Raw genomic sequence first — 18,911 nt, forward strand, 5'->3', positions numbered from 1 at the left:
ACAGCAGGCTACCGCCGTGATGGCGCATAGCGCGAGCTGCAGCCGCCTGCCTTGCAGCTGGCTGGATGGCTCCGCTGCTTGGGAGTCAGATGGTCTGGTTAGCGATCGTCAGGTACTTGAGGGTCGCCGCGCTAAGCCGCCCCGAGCGGCGTTCATTCAGGACTTCGCAGGCCCAATCCCAATGAATCGACACAGTTGCCCCGGGCTCGACCTGTTCGACGAAGCCCAGGCCGTTCAGCTGCCGCTTGACGCTGCGAATCTCAGATTGGCCCAGCGTCAGCTTTCCCCCCTGCAGGACTATCGGTTGACGCTCGACCCTGAGCTCGGAGTTGCCCACGTCGAGGACCCGACCCCAACTGATACGACAGGAATCCATCGGTTTCAGGGCAATGGTCGCCCGCTCATCGCGCATCAATCCGCCGCGCGTGTAGATGTCGAACACGTGAAAGTTGTGGTGCGGCCGCGCGCTCAGCTCGAGTTTGCCGGCCAGCCATTGGAAGTCAGCAGCTTTCATACGGGGGCGGAAGCGCTTACTCAAAGAGTCATAGAAGCTCGCCGCGTCGACTCGCTCGAGCAGGCCATTTCCGATCCAATACGCTTCCACCACTCTCTCATCGAAGGGATCGGCGATTTGATTCGCTTGCGCGATCAGGCACAGATACGGGTAAGCGCCCTCAAACCGGCGCTCGAGCTCGAGCAGGCCCTTGTCCACTGTGCGCGTCGACACGTATTCCAGCAGAGCCTGGTTGTCCTCGGGCCCACAGTAGCCAAGCTGATTGGGGGGAAACGCGTAACGTCCGAAGAGCAGCGCGCCCCTCGCGTTCACGCCAACGCCGGCGCCGGCCGGTCGAGAGCCCGCCGATATCAAGTTACATATTCCTGATGCGCAGGTAGCGCTGGATGTCATTGCGGCTGATGGCGGCCAGGGCACCTGCGACGCCGACTACCATCAGCAGCAGCAGCCTGGGTCCGAATACGATTGACGAATTACCTTTGGGACTGATTCCAAATGGCATTTCAAACTCCTTGGGTTAGGGTCAACGCTGACCCATCAAATTCTTCGTCGCCAGCCCGCGATTCTTCGCTGAACGCTGCCAACAGGTCCAGCGTTTCGAGCGCCTCCCGCTCGTCGATCTTCTGGAGCGCGTAACCGATGTGAACCAGCACGTAGTCGCCGACGGCGGGCTGTTGGTCGGCTGCGAGCAGCCCCAGGTTCACATCCCGCACCACTCCCGCCAGTTCAACCTTGGCCATTCCCTGAGCCTCTTCCGACACCTCCGTCACTCGACCCGGCACCGCTATACACATCAGTGGTTATCCCCTTCAGCCTGAACCTACAAGTTCCGTATGCGCAGGTAGCGCCGGATGTCGTTCAGGGAGACAAGCAACACTATCAATACCGCCAGCACTATCAGCGCCAGAACCACCAACAACCAGACGGGCATCAGGCCACCTCCTCCTTCTGACTCAGGCGCTGCAGCAGCGTCTCGACAGCGTCCACCGCTTTGCTCACAGCAGCTCGTACGGGACGGCTCAAGCTCATCCGCCCCTCGTCGGATCCGAAGCTGGCCGGCTCACAGCCGACGATCAGCGTCCTCGGCAGGGTGCCGCCGAGCTGCTTCACATGCTTGAACACCTCCACCGGGTTCATGGCATGGCTGTCGATGAACGCGCCGCCGCCGAGACCGTCCACCTCAGGTTCGATGATGTGCACGGTTCCCGGTTTCTTGCCCAGGGGCAGCGCGTCGATCAGGATCGCCGCCTCATAGTCCTCCATGAGCGCATAGGCCAGATCGAAGCCGCGGATGCCGAAGTCAGCTATCTCCACGTTGGCGGCGTGCGGCCTTTCCCGCAGGCGCGCCACCACCTCCACGCCGAACCCGTCGTCGCCCAGAAAGACGTTGCCGATGCCGGCCACCAGGATGCGCCCCTCTCTCATTCGATCGGCTCCAGCTCGGCTGGCTTGAAGAAGAAGCGATGACCGGGCTGCCGCAGGTGGCCCAGGTCCCGGCCGGGATCGTCGTCGAGGACCACAGCGACGTGAAGCTGGTCGTCAAAGTCCTCTTCGATCGCCTGCACCACTGCGTTGCGGCCTGCCAGCTCTAGATCGAAGATGTCAGCCCGACCGCTGGGTCGCAGCACCACCCGCGAGCCGACGCGCAGCTCGACACCCTGGCACTCCACGCTCTCGACCTTCTGAGTCTGGCCCCAGGGGTCCAACCGGCTGTCCAGCGGCTGTCCGGGCTCAGTCATCACGCTCGGCCAACGAACGGACCCCGCGCAGCGCGCCGTGCAGGCTGAGCAGTTCGTCGCTCGTCAGGGACTCCGAACGCTCGAGCATCGCTCGCGTGCGCGGGTCGGCCTGTCGCATCTGCGCCTTTTCCTCGTCGGTCAGAGTCAGGATGCGCAGCGTCAGGATCTCATCGATCTCAGTTCCGTCGAAGAGGTCGCCCGGGCTCTCCGGCGCGATGGCCGGGTGGTCCTCCAGGATGATCGGTGAGGCGAGCACAGTGTCGCTGGCGCTCGGAGCGCCGACCAGCACCGGCCAGACACCCAGATTGCGGCAAGCCTCGGTCTCAGCCCGGAGATCACCTGGCGGGTCGGCCAGGGAAACGAACTCACCACCTGTAGCGCGCAGCACGACATGGCTGGAGATACAGGCATGCACCGCAGCCTCCTCCCGCCGCATCCCAAGCGGCTCACCGAGCGGAGTCAGATTCGCGAACCGCACGCTCAACCGGGCGGTCCTGGGGGCAACGAGCTGGGCCGAAACCTCGACCTCTCCTCTCAGTGGTGGCGACTCGCGCACGATGGCAGCGGCAATCGTGCCGTCGCTCTCGCGCAGAAGTTCCAGAGTTCGCTGGGCCGGAAGGTCCATCGGCAGCTTGCTATTGGCCAGGAGTAGCTCCTGAATTTCCCTGCCGCCCACTTCCACCCGGTGCTCGACAGCTTCCTGCCAGGACGAGTAGGTCTCGCCTGCCACCACCACCGATTCAGCCGGCTGGAGATCGGGATCGCCGTCCGGCGGTAGGTCGGTCCCCGGTGTCACCAGCCTGCCCACTGTGCGCCGGACAAGACGCAGAAAGCGGATGCTGGTGTCGACTGTGCAGCCATGCTCGAAGCGCAGCAAGCACTGCGCCTGCAGAACACTCGACTCACCCTCATTGGCCTCCGCGTACGAGCGTGGGAAGACTCCGCCAAAGGTCCAGCGGACCTGATTCTTGGTTGACCTGGCACTGTAGGGATAGAGGATGTAGCCCTCGTAGAGAACCGCCTGGGCGATGGCCTCGACCGGATCGACCGGCGCGCTCACCCTGCCGCCTCCGCCGGTTCGCCGGCCAGCAGCGATTCCAGCGCCTGCTCCCAGGTCATGTGACCGCGGCGGGCCTTGTACAACTCCAACCTTTCGACCACGTCACGCCGCAGCGCAAGCCAGGCGGTATTGGGGTAGTACATCTCCATCATCGACCTCCAGACGGCGACGGGCAGCTTGTACGACGCCTCCTTGTTCCAGGAGATCATCCCGATTTGCAGGCGGCCCTCCGAGTCAGTGAAAAAGATGGTGCCGCTGAAGAGCAGCAGGAGCGGTACGTCCTCGCCGTCCAAGGCGTGCAAGTACTTGGCGGAAAGCACGTTGAAGTCATAGGTACAGGTGACCGGCAGTTCCACCACAGTGCTGCCGAGAAAACCATGGACGTTGAGGCCGACGTGCGTCCAGAGCAGGCTTCGCAGAGTCTGCGACCAGCGCTCCGGTTCCGCGAACAGCTCGAAGAGCCGCTCCTTCTCGCCGGCACCGTAGCGACGGCGCTGGGCCTCGATGCGGACCTGGCAGTTGAGAGCCACCGACTGGATCCGCTCCTCTGTGGAGTTGCTGATGCAGAGCTTGAGACCCAGGGTCGGTGTCGTGCAGTACGGCACCGGCGACGCGCCGTCGACGCGGAAATCCAGGTCAGGCATCTCGCGCACTCACTGTTTCCGCCCGCTTGTCGAGGTCGCCGAAGAAGCCCGTGATCATCCGCCAGACTTCGGTGCCACCAGACAGCCCTCGCCAGCCCATCCGGATCAGTCCCACCAGGCGATAGCACTCGTCGATGGAGGCGAGGTAATGGTCGCGCGCTCCGCCGACTCGATTCACGAGCAGCGCCTCAACCGCCGGCTGCATGCCGCGCAGGACGGGGTTGGCCTCCTCAAGTTCCTCCCAAGCGTCAAAGGTGAGCAGAGAGCGCGTGGCACCGGCCGGGCTCGGGTAGACCGCTGCCACCTGCCCGCTGGGATGCGAGTGCTGGAAGAAAGCCATGCTGACGGGGACGCCAAAGCTTGCCCAGATCTCATCCGACATCTCGAAGTCGGGCACGAAGCGCACCCCGCTCGGGATCAACCGATAGTGTTTGGCTTCGCGATCGGCAAAGAGGATCGAGCAGGGCTGGCAGCTGCAGACAACTCGTTCAGTGCTGAGTTGGAGCAGATGGCGGTGCTCGTCCGGGATTGGCTCACTGCAGAGGTCGCAGGTCTCGCCCAGCTCACGCTGCCGAGCCATTCCCCGCAGCGTCGCGAAGGCGCTCGGGGAAGGCGTGGGGTTGCCCATTGTGTGAACTTAGCTTTTGGCAGCGCCCGCCAGGCGGACTTCGCCGTCTGTCTGCAGCAGCGGCAGCGGCTCCAGGTGGAGTTCGTTGTCGACCCCGCGCCCCGCCAGCTTGACATCGAACCGGGCCTGGCAGGCAGCGCACGTCAGAATCGCCTCACATAGGTCACCGCCCACGAGCGAGGCGCCGCAGGCCGGGCAGCTGTCGCGGTAGGCGAAGGTGGTCTCGCCCCAGCTGCAGAAGAGGACAGCGCTGCCGCCGACGCGGACCACCTTCGTCGAACCTGACTCGAGATGTCCCACTCCGGCGACCACCTCCCAGTCGGTGCTGGCGGGCTTCGGGGCGAGCGGCTTGATCTGGCCCAGCGGGATGAATCCCTCAGGCGGTCGTTCGGCGCTGTCGTCGGCCACTTCGATCGCTACCACGTCGGGCGCCGCCTCCATGATCTCCCGCTCGACAGCGAACTTGAGAGTGACCGCCGAGGAAGCACAGCCTTGACATGTGCCCTCCAAACGGAGCCGCACCACTCCCTCATCCAGGCCCACGAGCTGGACGTTCCCTCCATGCGAGCCCAAATACGGCCGCACCTTGTCCAGGGCCTGGAGGACCCGATCCTCCAAACCCAGCGGATGCACGCCGTGGAGCAAGAGCAGTCCGCCCACCACCGGATCTTTACCCAGCTCATCAATGAGCGCCTGGCCCTGATTGGACGAATCCGAGATCAGTTCCAAAGTTCGTTCAAGCCCCTCGCCATGGAGGTTCAGGAGCGCCTGGATCGCCTCCACGGCGCGCCTCTTCACCTCCTCGTCGGCGAGGGCCTCAACTTCGTTTATCAGTGACTCGGTTTGCTGAAGTCGGCGGTCAAATTCCTTTCGCTGCAGGATGGCCACTACTTGTCATCTAGGCCTGGTGACCGAACATCGGCGAGTGCTGCAGATTGAGCTCCTTGCCAGGTCCCAGGTACATGTGCACTCCGCAGGGCAGGCACGGGTCGAAGCTGCGTACCGCTCGCATGATGTCGATGCCTTTAAAGTTGTCGGGACCGTTTTCTTCGAAGATCGGCGTGTTCTGCACCGAGTCTTCGTACGGGCCGGGCTGACCCCACTGATCCCGCACCCCGCCATTCCAACAGGTGGGCGGATACGGGTGGTAGTTGGCAATCTTGCCCTTGCGGATCACGAGGTGGTGGGAGAGCACGCCGCGGACAGCCTCGTGGAAGCCGCAGCCGATCGCCTCATCGGGCACCTCGAACGGCGTGAACGTCTTGATGTGGCCGGCGTGGAGCTCCTCCAGCGCCTTCTCTACGAAGTGGTAGGCGGCCGCGCACGCATACGCCTGGAAGTAGGTCCGAGCCCGGGTACGCTCTAGCGCGTTGCTCCACTGGGGCACCCTCCACTCGAACTCCGCTTCGGGTTTGAGCGCCGTCTTGGGTAGGAAAATCTTGACGCTGTTGCCGGTGGACTTGATGTAGCCGATGTCGACGAGGCCCGCCTTGGCTGTCGCCCACAGGCGCGGCAGCGGCCCGCCGCCTGTGTCGATGACGAGGTGCTCTTTCGTGGCCTTGTCGTACCAGCGCGGCGACATCGTCCAGGAGTACTTCCCGCCGGGTTGCATGTTCCTCTTCTGCGGCCGCGGGATGGTCGTCTGGTTCCAGGGATGGTGCTGGTCGACAGGGTTGCCAAGCGGATCCTTCGGCACGAAAGTCTCTTCGTTCTCCCAGTCGTCGTAGTAGGAGCTGCCAAGCAGGATCCGGATGCCGAGGTTGATGTCGACCAGGTCAGTGGTCAAGAGCTCGCCGTCTTTGATGATGGCAGGGGTCACGAACATCTTGCGGCCCCAATCCGACATGTGGTCGTACCTGAAGTCACAGTGGTCGGGGTCCTGGAAGGAGCCCCAGGACCCCATCAGTATCCGCCGCTGACCAACCTTCTCATAGCCCGGCAGCGCGTCGTACCAGAAGTCCAAGAGGTCGTCATGCAGAGGCACGCACTTCTTCATGAACTCGGCGTACTTGGTCAAGCGAACGAGGTAGTCGGTGAAGAGCTGGACTGTCGGCACGGTGCCCACGCCGCCGGGGTAAAGCGTGGAGGGGTGAACGTGCCTGCCCTCCATGAGGCAGAACATTTCGCGCGTGTAGCGGCTTACGACCAGGGTCTCCCGGTAGAACTCGCCGGTGAAAGGGGTGAGGGCTGTCATGATGTCGGCGATCGTCCGGAAACCATGGGCGTCAGCGTGTGGCGCCGGCGTCTTGGTGGCCTTCTCCCAGACCTTGGGGTTGGTCTCCCTGACCATCCTCTCGCAGTAGTCGACTCCCACCAGGTTGTCCTGGAAGATGTTGTGGTCGAACATGTACTCGGCAGCTTCGCCCAGGTTGACTATCCACTCGGCGATGGCCGGCGGCCGAACTCCGTACGCCATCTGTTGCGCGTAACACGAACAGGTGGCGTGGTTGTCACCGCAGATGCCGCAGATGCGACTGGTGATGAAGTGGGCATCCCGCGGATCCTTGCCCTTCATGAAGATGCTGTAGCCACGAAACACAGATGAGGTCGAATAGCACTCGGCCACCTCGCGGTTGTCGAAGTCGATCTTGGTGAAGATGCCGAGGTTGCCAACGATCCTCGTGATCGGATCCCAGGACATCTCAACGAGAGACCTCTTCTTCGTCTGCTCCTTCTCGAGGATCGCCATTCTGTACTTAACCTCCTTGGTTGTATGCGCGCGGCTGATAGCCGGTGGTCAGTTCGCCGCGATTATGCCGCCACTTCGGTTCCTTGTTCACTGTGCGGTTGGTCATCGTGCGCAGCCCCCGCATCAGGCCGCCGTAAATGCCGACGCTCGTCGAAGACACCTTGGCCCCCGGGGGCTCGTCCATGAACGGCATGAACTTGTCAGGAAAGCCGGGCATCGTACAGCCGATGCAGATGCCGCCCACGTTGGGGCAGCCGCCGATGCCGCCCATCCAACCGCGCTTGGTGACGTTGCAGTTCACCACCGGACCCCAGCAGCCGAGCTTCACTATGCACTTGGGGGAGCCGTACTCAGTCGCGAAGTCGCCCTGCTCGTAGTAGCCGGCCCGATCGCAGCCTTCGTGGACAGTCTTGCCGAACAGCCAGGTCGGCCGGAGCTGCTCGTCGAGCGGGATCATGGGGGCAAGTCCCGACACCTGGTACAGGAGGTAGAGGAACGTTTCCATGAAGTTGTCAGGCTGCACAGGACAGCCCGGGACGTTGACGATGGGCAGCCCGGCCTTCGACTTGTAGTCCCAGCCCAGGTAGTCGGCGAGCCCCATGCAGCCAGTTGGGTTGCCGGCCATGGCGTGGATGCCGCCGTAGGTGGCGCAGGTCCCCGCCGCGATCATCGCTGTCGCTTTCGGCGCCAGGCGATCGATCCACTCGTTGAGCGTGATCGGCTGCCCGGTGGCGGGGTCGGCGCCCAGCCCGGTCCAGTAGCCATCACCGTTGATGTTCTCGTTCGGAATCGATCCCTCCACCACCACCACGAACGGTTCCAGCTCGCCCCGCCAAGCCTTGTAGAAGGGGGTGAGAAAGTCGTCGCCCACCTCGTAGGCCAGGACCTTGTTATAGAGATGGACTTTCGGCAGACCCGGGATCGCGCCCAGCAGAACGTCCTCGATGCTCGGTTGAGTGGCAGCTGTGATCGAGACTGTGTCCCCATCACAGCTCATCCCCTCGGACATCCAGAGGACATGGACATCCGGCACGGCGGGCGGTCGTTGTGTCTTGCGACCGTACGGCGCAGCAACCTCAGTCATGGACCGACTCCTTTCGCTTCCTTTCTCACTGAGCGGCTGAAAACCGCTCCAATCCCGAGATCACCCAACTGGTTGGTGAGTCAAAGAACCGCCCCACATGGGGGCGTCAGCGATCCTCCGCTGTGGGGATGACGCCCTTACTACCAAAGAGGTCCTCAGGCCCGCTGACCGGCGTTTCCTGGCCAGGGTCCGAGGTTGCGGTGGCGCCCCCCTCCAAGTGCTCCTTCATGTCGTCCAGGTCGGGCGGCGCCTGGTCGCCGGGGCCACCGCCGAACAAATGTCGAGCCTCGCGTTCAGGGCCCGACTGGGAGCCTGTGTTCTCTTCCAGCTTCTCTTCGGCGCTCTTGTCGTCCATCTTTAGTCAGCTCCTCTTTCGGAATCGGCTAGGCCGGCGGCATGTCGGGCATGCTTTCGTCGATTGTGTCAGCGCCGCCGGGGTTGATGCCCGTCGAGCGGCGCGCGTCAGCGGTGCCGGCCGGGCGCCCGGCGCCGGTCTCAGCTTCCTCGTGGTGGCCCGCCTCGGTCTGCTTCGCGTACTCCTCGCCACCCTTTGAATCGCTGACGCCGCTTAGGCGCTCCTCCGGGTTGGTGCCCGTCGCGTCCTGAGTGGTGTCGGGTGGGTTGTCGGTCCGGCCCGTTTGATCCTCTGTCATCCCAGCACTCCTGGTTAAGCCGTTGGACTGTTCTGGCCGAGCTTACACCCTGGCCCCTGGATGTCAAGCCGTCGCCCCGCTTGCGCGCAGCAGGCCGGGCTCGTTGTCCCTGCTTCGGCCTCGCTTCAAGGGTCCGGCTGTGACCCCAGCTGGCCCTACACAGGTACCTTCAGCCGTTGGCAAGCTTGCCCGACAGGGGGAGCTGCGAGCGCCTTCTTTGCATGCAGCACCGTGCATCCTGACATGCATGACCTGCATGCGGGGTTTCGGCGGACTTGAGTGGCCGGCTCAGTTCTCCGAGCGCGATGACTCGGCCGAGGGAAAGCGTTGAGTCAGACATTGAAATATCCGCTCAGCGACTAATAGAGGTAGATGGTGTGAAGAGCGACGTGAGGAGAAACGCAACCCCGCCCACCGCGACCGTCACCACTTGAGGGGCAGCCAGCGCCGCCGCAACATCAACCCCACCGGTTGAGGCGGCAGGATCTGCCGGGAACCGACTGGCGCATACCGCAGGCAAGTCCAAGGAGACTGAGCAGGTGAAACTGCCAAGGTTGCGATCGTGACGGGTACCGGTGAGGCCGGCGAGAAGATGGTGGACCAGCTCCTGGCCGAGCTTTACGGCGGCGATCCGGCCGACTTCGTGACCAGGCGCAATGCCCTGGTCAGGCAGCTCCGCAGCGAGGGCCGGGCGGGGCTAGCGCCCCAGATCGCGGGCGCTCGGCGGCCGACCGTCAGCCTCTGGGCCGCGAATCACCTGGCGGAGTTCTCGCCCGCCGTGCTCGAAGCGCTGCTCCAGAGCGGGCGCTCCCTGCGGGAGGCTCAGGTCGCAGTTCTCGAGGGTGAGGCGGTCACCGACCTGCGCGCCTTGCTGGCAGCACACTCAGCCGCCCTGCAGCGGGCGGTGGACGCTGCCACCGGTTTCCTCAGCAGCCGCGACCGCGAGGTGCCGGACGCGGTGCGCCAGCGCCTGCAGACCACGCTGAGAGCGGTGTCGCTAGGCCCTCCTGAGCTGGGGCAGGCGCTGGCAGCCGGCCGGCTGACTGCGGAGCAGGAGCCAGAGGGGTTTGGCGGCTTCGAGGGCGTCGTGGTCAGGGCTCCAGGCCCCGCACCCCAGGCGGCGATGCCAAGGCCGGTGCCTGAATCGCCGCGCAGCGGGCGACTCCGCCACAGAAATCTGCGGTGCTCGCTCGGGTTGAGGCAGCCCGCAGTGCGGCGGACGCGCAGGCGCGCCTCGCGCGGCAGGTCGCGGCTGAAGCCGAAAAGCTGGCAGAGCGAGCGGAGCAGCTGGCGGAACAGGCCAACAGCGCCGCCAGCGAGGCCGCCGAAGCGCAGCAACGGGCGGCCGCCGCGGTGGAGCAGGCCGAGCGTCTGACGGCCGCTGCTGAGCAGGCAGCGGCGGCGGTCGAAACCCTCAGGCACTGATCTCCAGCCAGGAGTATCGTGCCGCCCGCAGATCCGACACGGTCGCGGCGGACTGTTCGTCGATCCCCGCGCCGCACGGTGATCCAGTGAGCTTGAGCAATCAGGGCGGCCATTGGTGCCGGGAGCGGGAGTCGAACCCGCACGAGGTTGCCCCCAACGGTTTTTGAGACCGCCGCGTCTACCGATTCCGCCATCCCGGCTCTGAGCAGCCTCAACCATGCCACAAGGCACGCTCTGGTGTCGGCGAGAGGACTCGAACCTCCAAGGGTCGCCCCACTGGATCCTAAATCCAGCGCGTCTACCAATTCCGCCACGCCGACCGAGCCTCGCGACTAAGTGATTATGGGACCGGCGGCCGGCTGCCAGAGCTGGCCGCCAGGCTGGGTGCCGTCGCGGCGCGCACGTTCGGAAGAACCGTTCCTTCGCTGGCGTTCAGGAGGCAGATATGGAAAGAGAGTTCGATGTGATAGCGGTGGGAGCCGGAACAGCCGGTGAGGCGGTGGCCACCGAGCTAGCCGGTTCCGAGCTCACGGTAGCCGTGATCGAGCGCGACCTGGTGGGCGGCGAGTGCCCCTACTGGGGCTGCGTGCCGAGCAAGACGCTGCTCCGCTCGGCGGAACTGCTGAAGGAAGCCGCTCGGGCGCGAGATCTCGCCGCTTCCCGGGTCGAGCTCGACATCGACTTCGCCAAGATCGCCGAGCGCACGCTCGTCATGGCGCGCCGTCTCGACGACACGAACCCCGCCAAAGCCGTCCAAGAGCACGCGACGCTCATCCGGGGCGAGGCGCGTGTTCTCGGCCCCGACCGAGTCGAGGTCGACGGCAGCAGCCTGACCGCGCGGCGGGGCATTGTTATCGGCACCGGCACGTCCGCCGCCATTCCGCCCATCGAGGGCCTGGACCGGATCGCGTACTGGACCAACCGCGAGGCCGTCCACGCCAAGCAGCTGCCGCACTCGCTCATCGTCCTGGGGGGCGGGGCCATCGGGGCGGAGCTGGCGCAGGCATTCTGCCGCTTTGGCAGCCGCGTGACGATAGTGGAGAGCGCGCCCAGGCTGGCGATCAACGAAGAGCCTGAGGTTTCTGACCTCCTGCGCCTGCACCTGGAGGCGGATGGCATCACCGTGAAAGTGGGTGCCAAGGCGAAGCGGGTCAGCGCCGAGGGTACCGGCGTCCGTCTGGAGCTGGAGGGCGGTGAGGTCGTGAACGGCGAGCGGCTGCTGGTGGCGACCGGGCGCAAGGCCAATCTGGATGCAGTCGACTTGGCGGCCAGTGGACTCGAGAAGACTGACCGCGGCTGGCTCAAGGTAGATCCGGCGACGCTCAATGCCGCCGAGCGCATCTGGGCAGGCGGCGATGTGACAGGGATCGGCAACTTCACCCACCTTGCCCACTACCACGGCACTCTGATCGGCCGCAACCTCCGCGGTGAGCAGCACCCGGCCGACCATCGCGCAGTCCCTCGCGTCACCTTCGTGGATCCGGAGATCGCCAGCGTGGGTATCACCGAAGCGCAGGCGCGCGAAAAGGGGATGCGCGTCGGTGTGGTGAGCAGCGATGCCGGCAACACGGCCCGCGGCTACATCCACGGCTTCGAGTCGGGCGGGTTGATCAAGCTTGTGGCCGATGCCCAGAAGCGGCGTCTCGTGGGCGCCTCGGTCGTCAGCCCCCGCGCCGGTGAGATCATCTCGGAGATGGTCCTCGCCATCCGCGCTGACGTCCCGCTGGAGGTGCTGGCCGACAGCATCATGGCCTTCCCCACCTTCTCCCGCCAGGTACAGGGCGAATTCGACCGTCTGGCCCGCCAGTAGCCTGTCTGGCAGGCGTTGAGGCAGAGCGGGCCCGGAGTCGCCTGTGGTTCAACACGAGCCAGTGATCGTACGGCTGAGCGGTGGCGGACGAGCTCCGCTGATTCTGTACCTGCTCGCTCTCCTGGCGGTCACAGCCGTTTGGGGCTGGACGTTCGTGCTGGTCAAGGACGCCATCGCGACCTACCCGACCCTGCCGTTTTTGGCTCTTCGTTTTGCGCTGGCGGCCGCTCTACTGGCGGCCGTCGTGAGACGCCTGCCGAGCCGCCGCGAGCTGATCTTCGGCGGCGCCATCGGCCTGGCGCTCGCCTTCGGCTACCTGGTCCAGACGCTCGGGCTGCAGTTCATCAGCCCGGGCAATGCGGGACTCATCACCGGCCTCTTCGTGGTCTTCACCCCGCTCTTCCAGCGCTTCATTGGAGTGCCTCTCCGGCCCATTACGATCGCCGCGGTGCTGCTGGCTCTGGCCGGGGCAGCACTGCTCTCAGGCGGCCTGGCGGGGCTCGGGCTGGGCGATCTGCTCGTGTTGGGCTGCGCAGTAGCCTTCGCTGTCCACATAGTGCTGCTTGGACGCTGGGCGCCCCACCTCTCAGCCCCCGCGCTCACCCTGGTCCAGCTGTTCATCTGCGCGTTCGCCTTTGCCTTGGGCGGCGCCTTTCAGTTCCGCTGGCCCAGTCCCAGCGTCTGGTTCGCCATCGCCGTCACCGGTCTGCTGGCGAGCGCTCTGGCCTTTCTGATCCAGACCTGGGTCCAGCGCCACCTACCGCCGATCCAGACGGCACTTGTCCTGACCGCCGAGCCGGCCTGGGCGCTGCTCTTCGCCTTCCTCCTGGCCGGCCAACGCCTGACGCTGCTCTCGGCCTTGGGTGCGGGCCTGGTGCTGCTGGCGATCGTCGGCCATGAGGCGGTGCGGGCGCTTCAGAGCAGAGCGGGAGCCGGCGGAGCGCAGCCAGTTCGAGAGGGCGCCGCCGGCGGTCCTTGACTCTTGCTTCAGCGCGTGCTCGCGCCGCAGCAGGCACTGTGCTATAAGTATACGTACATGTGACATAGCGCAGTGGTCAGGGGAGAATGCGGTGCCGAACAAGACGATCTATGTGTCCGACGACGATCTGGAGCTGTACGAACAGGCCCAACGGCTCAGCGATGGGAACCTCTCAGCGGCGATCGCTCGTGCGCTGCGCCGCTTCGTCGAGTTGGAGGAGGGACGCCATGCCGGCTACCAGGAGGTAACAGTGCGCGTGGGCACCGGCCGCGCTCGGCGGGTGCAGCGATTCACTGGGCTTCTGCTCGGGGAGTGGCAGCACCCGACGGGGGAGCGCCGGCTGGAACGGTTCCGCGTCTACCGTTCGCGCAAGGGCCATTTCGCGCTCCACATCACCCGCATGCCGGATTGGGCTGCCTGGTCCGACCCGGAGACCTGGCGCACCGCCTGGGATTGGGATTGGGGCACGGGGCGAAGCAGCAAACGCTGGCAGGAGCGCAAGCAAAGCGGCTGGTGGTGGGGCCCGGCCGAAGAGACGCTGGAGGTCACCGACACCCTCGAGCAACTACGGGAGAAGCTGCCCGCGGAGTTCTACGACACTCTCGCCGGCGACTCTGACCTGCCGGCCATCGAGGAGCTGGACATTTGAGCGGCCAGCAGCGAAGGAGACGAGGCATTGACGAGGTCACGCGGCGACACGCTTCGAGCAGGCCAACATGTCGTGCGGCCCCAAGCTGCCAGAAGGGCAGAAGCATGGACCACGCTCACGCCATCATGCTGTCCGGTAGATTCCCCGCTTACGACGTCGAGGCGTTTCCGAACGGAGATCTGCATTGCTGATCCGGCTGCTGCGTAAGTATTTGCGGCCCTACTGGTCAGGGCTCCTGGCGGTGGTCGCGCTGCAGCTGCTCGGCACCATCGCTTCTCTTTACCTGCCCAGCCTGAACGCCGACATCATCGACAAAGGTGTGGCCAAAGGCGACACCGGCTACATCCTCTCGACCGGCGCCTGGATGCTTGGGGTGACCGTCGTGCAGATTGTCTGCTCGATCGCCGCCGTCTACTTCGGTGCTCGCGCTGCTATGCGCTTCGGTAGGGACGTCCGCGCGGCCATCTTCCACACGGTCGGTGGCTTCTCCGCTCGTGAGGTGGCCCAGTTCGGCGCTCCCTCGCTGATCACCCGCAACACCAACGACGTGCAGCAGGTGCAGATGCTCGCCCTGTTGTCGTCGACGATGTTCGTCGCCGCCCCGATCACCATGGTCGGCGGCGTGGTGATGGCCCTGCGACAAGACGTCGGCCTGTCCTGGCTGGTCGTGGTCGCGGTGCCCCTGCTGGGGGTCTCGATCTTCCTGCTGGTCCGCCGGATGCGGCCGCTGTTCAAGGTCATGCAGACCCGGATCGACGCCGTCAACCGCGTACTGCGCGAGCAGATCGCCGGCATCCGGGTGGTGCGGGCTTTTGTCCGGGAGCCGTACGAAGTGGCCCGCTTCGACGACGCCAACGCCATCCTGACCGGGACGGCGACCTCGGTCGGGCGGCTGCAGGCCACGATCTTCCCGCTGGTGATGTTCATTCTCAACCTGTCCAGCGTGGCCGTGCTCTGGTTCGGCGCCCAACGAATCGACGCCGGGCAGATGCAGATCGGGTCGCTGACGGCGTTCCTGACCTACCTCGTCCAGATCCTGATGTCGGTCCTGATGGCCACCTTCTTGCTGATGATCGCCCCCCGGGCCGCAGTCTGTGCCGACCGGATCGGGGAGGTCCTGGACATCGAGTCCACCGTCCAGCGGCCCGTCGATCCCGTCACGACCCTGCGCGGCACCTCCGTCGTGGCCTTCCGGGGCACCGAGTTCACCTACCCGGGAGCCGACGCCCCGGTCCTGCACGACGTCACCTTCACCGCCGAGCCCGGCCGGACCACCGCGATCATCGGCTCGACCGGCTCGGGCAAGACCACCCTGGTCTCCCTCATCCCGCGACTGTTCGACGCGACCGGCGGCTCGGTGCAGGTGGACGGGGTCGAGGTCCGTGACCTCGACCCCGACCTGCTCTGGAGCCGGATCGGGCTGGTGCCGCAGAAGCCCTTCCTGTTCTCCGGGACCGTGGCCAGCAACCTCCGCTACGGCCGGCCCGACGCGACCGAGGACGAGCTGTGGGCCGCCCTGCGGGTGGCCCAGGCCGAGGACTTCGTCCGTGACATGCCCGAGCAGCTCGAGGCCGGGATCACCCAGGGCGGCACCAACGTCTCAGGCGGTCAGCGACAACGCCTCTCCATCGCCCGGGCCCTGATCAAGAAACCCGAGATCTACGTGTTCGACGACTCCTTCTCGGCCCTCGACGTCGCCACCGACGCCCGGCTGCGCGCCGCGCTGAAGCGGGAGACCCGCGGTGCCGCCGTGATCATCGTCGGCCAGCGGGTCGCCACCATCGCCGACGCCGACCTGATCCTCGTGCTCGAGCACGGGGAGATCGTGGGCTCGGGAACCCACGACGAACTGTTGGCGAGCTGTCCTACGTACGCGGAGATCGTCGACTCCCAGCTCAGCGCAACGGAGGCCATGGCATGAGCACCCCCACCACCCCCGAGCCCGAGCAGGGCTCCGACGTCGCGGCGACCGAACCGGCCGGCGGCGTCAAGGCACCCGAGCGGCCGAAGTACCAGCCCACCGAGGGCAACCGCGGCGGCCACTGGGGACAGGGCCGCGCCGTCGAGAAGTCGATCGCCTTCTGGCCGTCGATGAAGCGGCTGCTGAGCCAGCTCGCCCCCGAGCGCGTCATCCTCCTCGTGGTCGTCGGGCTGGCTGTGGTCGGCATCGTGGCCAACGTGGTCGGACCGAAGATCCTCGGACGCGCCACCGACATCATCTTCACCGGCATCGTGGGGAAGAACCTGACCCCGGGAGCCACCAAGGCCGAGGTGGTGGCGGGTCTGCGGGCCCAGGGCAACGGGACCTTCGCCGACCTGGTGGCCCGACTCGACGTCGTGCCCGGCCAGGGCATCGACTTCACCGGGCTGCGCAACGTGCTGCTGCTGGCGCTCGGGCTCTACCTGGTGTCGTCGCTGTTCATGTGGCTGCAGGGCTACCTGCTGAACGGGGCCGTCCAGCGCTCGGTCTACGCTCTCCGCAACCAGGTGGAGGCGAAGATCAACCGGCTGCCGCTGAGCTACTTCGACCGGCAGACCCGGGGCGAGCTGCTGAGCCGGGTGACCAACGATATCGACAACGTGGCCCAGGCCCTGCAGCAGACGCTGTCGCAGCTGCTCACCTCGGTACTCACGGTCGTCGGGGTAGTGGTGATGATGTTCGTCGTCTCGCCGATGCTCGCCCTCATCGCCCTGGTGACGATTCCGGTCTCGGTCCTGATCACCAGCGTGGTCGGGAAGCGGTCGCAGAAGCTGTTCGTGCAGCAGTGGAAGGCGACCGGGGAGCTCAATGGCCACATCGAGGAGGCCTTCACGGGTCACTCGCTGGTCAAGGTCTTCGGTCGCCAGCGCGAGGTCGAGGCGGTCTTCGCGGCCCGCAACGAGGCGCTGTTCCTACCCAGCTTCGGCGCCCAGTTCGTCTCCGGGCTCATCATGCCGACGATGTTCTTCATCGGGAACCTGAACTACGTGGTGATCGCGGTCATCGGCGGTCTCCGGGTGGCGACCGGCTCGATGAACCTGGGCGACGTCCAGGCCTTCATCCAGTACAGCCGGATGTTCACCCAGCCCCTGACCCAGGTCGCGTCGATGGCCAACCTGCTGCAGTCCGGAGTCGCCTCCGCCGAGCGGGTCTTCGAGGTGCTGGACGCCGAGGAGCAGTCCGCGGAGACGGCCGGCACGCTGCCCCCGACGCGGGGCCGGGTCGCCTTCGAGGGCGTCTCGTTCGCGTACGACCCGGCCGTCCCGCTGATCACGGACCTGTCCCTGGTCGCCGAGCCCGGCAGCACGGTCGCCATCGTGGGGCCGACCGGAGCCGGGAAGACCACCCTGGTCAACCTGGTCATGCGGTTCTACGAGCTCGACGGCGGCCGGATCACCCTGGACGGGGCCGACGTCGCCTCGGTCCCTCGGTCGGCGCTGCGGTCGGAGATCGGGATGGTCCTGCAGGACACCTGGCTCTTCCACGGCACCATCCGGGACAACATCGCGTACGGCCGACCGACCGCCACCGAGGCCGAGGTGCAGGCGGCGGCCGAGGCGACGTACGTGGACCGGTTCGTCCGCACCCTGCCGGACGGGTACGACACCGTGATCGACGAGGAGGACAGCAACGTGAGCGCGGGCGAGAAGCAGCTCATCACCATCGCCCGGGCGTTCCTGGCCGACCCGTCGCTGCTGATCCTGGACGAGGCCACCAGCTCGGTCGACACCCGGACCGAGGTGCTGGTGCAGCACGCGATGGCCGCCCTGCGCAGCGACCGGACCAGCTTTGTCATCGCGCACCGGCTCTCCACCATCCGCGACGCCGACGTGATCCTGGTGATGGAGGCGGGCCGGATCGTGGAGCAGGGGTCGCACCAGGAGCTGCTGGCGGCTGAGGGCGCCTACTACGACCTCTACCGCTCGCAGTTCAGCGCCGCGATCGAGAACGACGACGCGGTCAAGGCCCCCGTCGCGGCCGGGCACCGGTCCTGACCCTGAATAGCGAGCGCCCGTCAGGGGCGGCAGCCCGTTCGGTGCCTCAGCTCGGGCGGCGGTCGGTCGTGCTGGGGACAAGCGACACCCGGCGACGGCTGTGGACAACGCAGATGCCACCGCGAGCTGGGGAGGCCCCCTGACATTGCGACGCCAGTGGACCAACGACCCGACCCCGTCCGCGTGGGTGTGGGCCGACCAGGCCACTGGCGTTCGAATATCAGGGTCAGCCCTCCAGCTGGCCCTCCAGCCGGTCCAGGGTGCCGTGGTCGAAGAGCAGGCCCGAGAAGGACGCCAGAGTCCGCATCGGCATGGTGCCGATGACCCGGACGAGCTCCGGGTCGCCCAGGATGGGCACATCCAGGGTGCTCAGCAGCTCCCGGCCCCGGTCGTCGGCCACCCACTCCTGCAGCGTCGAGTCACCGGTGAGCGGCGGGGCGACCGAGGAAGCCTCGAGGTGCACCCGGTCGCGGGCGGCCAGGTGCCACGAGGACGAGCCCAAGGCGACCTCGAACTCGCCGGCCTCGACGACCCAGTCGTGGTGCCGGGTCGACCAGTAGGCGAAGGCCCGGGTGTCCAGGACGAGGCTGACCTGCTTGCTCTCCCCCGGCTCCAGGAAGACCTTGGCGAACGCCTTCAGCTCGCGTACGGGCCGGGCCACGGTCGACTCCACGTCACAGACGTAGACCTGCACCACCTCGGCACCGGCGACCGCACCGATGTTCACAACGGTGACCGTGGCCTGCACCTCCAGGTCGTCGTCGGCCACCGACCCGCTGGTCCGCAGCGCGAGGTCCCCGATGGTGAAGCTGGTGTACGAGAGCCCGAACCCGAACGGGTAGCTGACCTCCTGCCGAGCCCGGTCGTAGCCCCGGTAGCCGATGAAGATCCCCTCGCCGTAGCGGACCACTCCGGAGTCACCCGGGAAGTTCAGGAAGGAGGAGCTGTCCTCCAGGCGTACGGGGATGGTCTCGGCCAGCTTCCCGGACGGGTTGGCCAGCCCGAGCACGAGCTTGGCCGCGGCCGAGCCGGCGGCCTGGCCCGAGAGCCAGCACTCCAGGA

At 66.1% G+C, this 18,911-nt stretch carries 21 protein-coding genes and 2 tRNA genes; 6 read left to right on the plus strand and 17 right to left on the minus strand.

The window, feature by feature from the left end:
• Positions 1 to 85: 85 nt before the first annotated feature.
• From ACR2MZ_RS10595 to ACR2MZ_RS10660, 14 genes are all read right to left on the minus strand, one after another.
• Complete coding sequence (locus ACR2MZ_RS10595; RefSeq protein ID WP_434005033.1) at positions 86 to 826, minus strand: DUF6390 family protein; 741 nt, start codon at positions 824 to 826, stop codon at positions 86 to 88.
• A 43-nt stretch (positions 827 to 869) separates the two neighbouring features.
• Positions 870 to 1,016 carry a DUF6893 family small protein gene (locus ACR2MZ_RS10600; RefSeq protein ID WP_434005012.1) on the minus strand — a complete coding sequence of 49 codons (147 nt, stop codon included), beginning with the start codon at positions 1,014 to 1,016 and terminating at the stop codon, positions 870 to 872.
• Between the two features lies 1 nt (position 1,017).
• Positions 1,018 to 1,308, minus strand: coding sequence for a HypC/HybG/HupF family hydrogenase formation chaperone (locus ACR2MZ_RS10605; RefSeq protein ID WP_434005013.1), 291 nt, complete (start codon positions 1,306 to 1,308; stop codon positions 1,018 to 1,020).
• Between the two features lie 26 nt (positions 1,309 to 1,334).
• Positions 1,335 to 1,445, minus strand: coding sequence for a DUF6893 family small protein (locus tag ACR2MZ_RS10610; protein ID WP_434005014.1), 111 nt, complete (start codon positions 1,443 to 1,445; stop codon positions 1,335 to 1,337).
• Positions 1,445 to 1,939, minus strand: a complete 495-nt coding sequence (locus tag ACR2MZ_RS10615) for a hydrogenase maturation protease (protein WP_434005015.1) — start codon at positions 1,937 to 1,939, stop codon at positions 1,445 to 1,447. Before ACR2MZ_RS10615 ends, ACR2MZ_RS10610 begins: the two co-directional genes overlap by 1 nt.
• On the minus strand, positions 1,936 to 2,253 hold the full coding sequence (locus tag ACR2MZ_RS10620) for a hypothetical protein (RefSeq protein ID WP_434005016.1): 318 nt from the start codon (positions 2,251 to 2,253) through the stop codon (positions 1,936 to 1,938). The genes ACR2MZ_RS10615 and ACR2MZ_RS10620 overlap by 4 nt, the downstream gene beginning before the upstream one ends.
• On the minus strand, positions 2,246 to 3,313 hold the full coding sequence (locus tag ACR2MZ_RS10625) for a hypothetical protein (RefSeq protein WP_434005017.1): 1,068 nt from the start codon (positions 3,311 to 3,313) through the stop codon (positions 2,246 to 2,248). The genes ACR2MZ_RS10620 and ACR2MZ_RS10625 overlap by 8 nt, the downstream gene beginning before the upstream one ends.
• Complete coding sequence (locus ACR2MZ_RS10630; RefSeq protein ID WP_434005018.1) at positions 3,310 to 3,957, minus strand: DUF6084 family protein; 648 nt, start codon at positions 3,955 to 3,957, stop codon at positions 3,310 to 3,312. Before ACR2MZ_RS10630 ends, ACR2MZ_RS10625 begins: the two co-directional genes overlap by 4 nt.
• Positions 3,950 to 4,585 (minus strand): DUF5947 family protein, encoded by a 636-nt coding sequence (locus tag ACR2MZ_RS10635; protein ID WP_434005019.1) that lies wholly within the window; start codon positions 4,583 to 4,585, stop codon positions 3,950 to 3,952. Before ACR2MZ_RS10635 ends, ACR2MZ_RS10630 begins: the two co-directional genes overlap by 8 nt.
• A gap of 9 nt (positions 4,586 to 4,594) precedes the next feature.
• Positions 4,595 to 5,473 (minus strand): NifU family protein, encoded by an 879-nt coding sequence (locus tag ACR2MZ_RS10640; protein WP_434005020.1) that lies wholly within the window; start codon positions 5,471 to 5,473, stop codon positions 4,595 to 4,597.
• Positions 5,474 to 5,483: 10 nt separating this feature from the next.
• Positions 5,484 to 7,274, minus strand: a complete 1,791-nt coding sequence (locus ACR2MZ_RS10645; RefSeq protein ID WP_434005021.1) for a nickel-dependent hydrogenase large subunit — start codon at positions 7,272 to 7,274, stop codon at positions 5,484 to 5,486.
• A gap of 7 nt (positions 7,275 to 7,281) precedes the next feature.
• Entirely contained in the window at positions 7,282 to 8,358 is a 1,077-nt protein-coding gene (locus tag ACR2MZ_RS10650; RefSeq protein ID WP_434005022.1) for an NADH-quinone oxidoreductase subunit B family protein, read from the minus strand.
• A gap of 106 nt (positions 8,359 to 8,464) precedes the next feature.
• A complete protein-coding gene (locus ACR2MZ_RS10655) occupies positions 8,465 to 8,713 on the minus strand; it encodes a hypothetical protein (RefSeq protein ID WP_338178499.1) in 249 nt (82 codons plus the stop codon).
• 28 nt (positions 8,714 to 8,741) lie between these two features.
• A complete protein-coding gene (locus tag ACR2MZ_RS10660) occupies positions 8,742 to 9,011 on the minus strand; it encodes a hypothetical protein (protein ID WP_338178496.1) in 270 nt (89 codons plus the stop codon).
• Between the two features lie 562 nt (positions 9,012 to 9,573).
• Here ACR2MZ_RS10660 and ACR2MZ_RS10665 point away from each other — a divergent pair.
• Positions 9,574 to 10,386 (plus strand): hypothetical protein, encoded by an 813-nt coding sequence (locus ACR2MZ_RS10665; RefSeq protein WP_434005023.1) that lies wholly within the window; start codon positions 9,574 to 9,576, stop codon positions 10,384 to 10,386.
• Positions 10,387 to 10,549: 163 nt separating this feature from the next.
• On the opposite strand, the gene ACR2MZ_RS10670 is transcribed toward ACR2MZ_RS10665, so the two are convergent.
• Both ACR2MZ_RS10670 and ACR2MZ_RS10675 read right to left on the minus strand, forming a co-directional pair.
• Positions 10,550 to 10,636, minus strand: a tRNA-Leu gene (locus tag ACR2MZ_RS10670).
• 35 nt (positions 10,637 to 10,671) lie between these two features.
• A tRNA-Leu gene (locus ACR2MZ_RS10675) sits at positions 10,672 to 10,756 on the minus strand.
• A gap of 125 nt (positions 10,757 to 10,881) precedes the next feature.
• Between ACR2MZ_RS10675 and ACR2MZ_RS10680 the strand changes: the two genes are divergently transcribed.
• The 5 genes from ACR2MZ_RS10680 to ACR2MZ_RS10700 all read left to right on the plus strand — a co-directional run bounded on the left by ACR2MZ_RS10680 (position 10,882) and on the right by ACR2MZ_RS10700 (position 17,849).
• Positions 10,882 to 12,246: a dihydrolipoyl dehydrogenase family protein gene (locus ACR2MZ_RS10680; RefSeq protein WP_434005024.1), complete on the plus strand. Its 1,365-nt coding sequence runs from the start codon at positions 10,882 to 10,884 to the stop codon at positions 12,244 to 12,246.
• A gap of 61 nt (positions 12,247 to 12,307) precedes the next feature.
• Positions 12,308 to 13,225 carry a DMT family transporter gene (locus ACR2MZ_RS10685; protein ID WP_434005025.1) on the plus strand — a complete coding sequence of 306 codons (918 nt, stop codon included), beginning with the start codon at positions 12,308 to 12,310 and terminating at the stop codon, positions 13,223 to 13,225.
• 91 nt (positions 13,226 to 13,316) lie between these two features.
• Positions 13,317 to 13,874, plus strand: coding sequence for an EXLDI protein (locus tag ACR2MZ_RS10690; protein ID WP_434005026.1), 558 nt, complete (start codon positions 13,317 to 13,319; stop codon positions 13,872 to 13,874).
• Between the two features lie 184 nt (positions 13,875 to 14,058).
• Positions 14,059 to 15,795, plus strand: coding sequence for an ABC transporter ATP-binding protein (locus ACR2MZ_RS10695; RefSeq protein WP_434005027.1), 1,737 nt, complete (start codon positions 14,059 to 14,061; stop codon positions 15,793 to 15,795).
• The gene (locus tag ACR2MZ_RS10700) at positions 15,792 to 17,849 is read left to right on the plus strand and encodes an ABC transporter ATP-binding protein (RefSeq protein WP_434005028.1); all 2,058 of its coding nucleotides are present in this window, start codon (positions 15,792 to 15,794) and stop codon (positions 17,847 to 17,849) included. Before ACR2MZ_RS10695 ends, ACR2MZ_RS10700 begins: the two co-directional genes overlap by 4 nt.
• A gap of 226 nt (positions 17,850 to 18,075) precedes the next feature.
• Here the strand turns inward: ACR2MZ_RS10700 and ACR2MZ_RS10705 are convergent.
• The coding region (locus ACR2MZ_RS10705; RefSeq protein ID WP_434005029.1) for a fibronectin type III-like domain-contianing protein at positions 18,076 to 18,911 on the minus strand (836 nt) is incomplete at its 5' end.

The sequence above is a fragment of the Candidatus Dormiibacter sp. genome, assembly GCF_050999135.1.
Classification (GTDB): domain Bacteria; phylum Chloroflexota; class Dormibacteria; order Dormibacterales; family Dormibacteraceae; genus Dormiibacter; species Dormiibacter spiritus.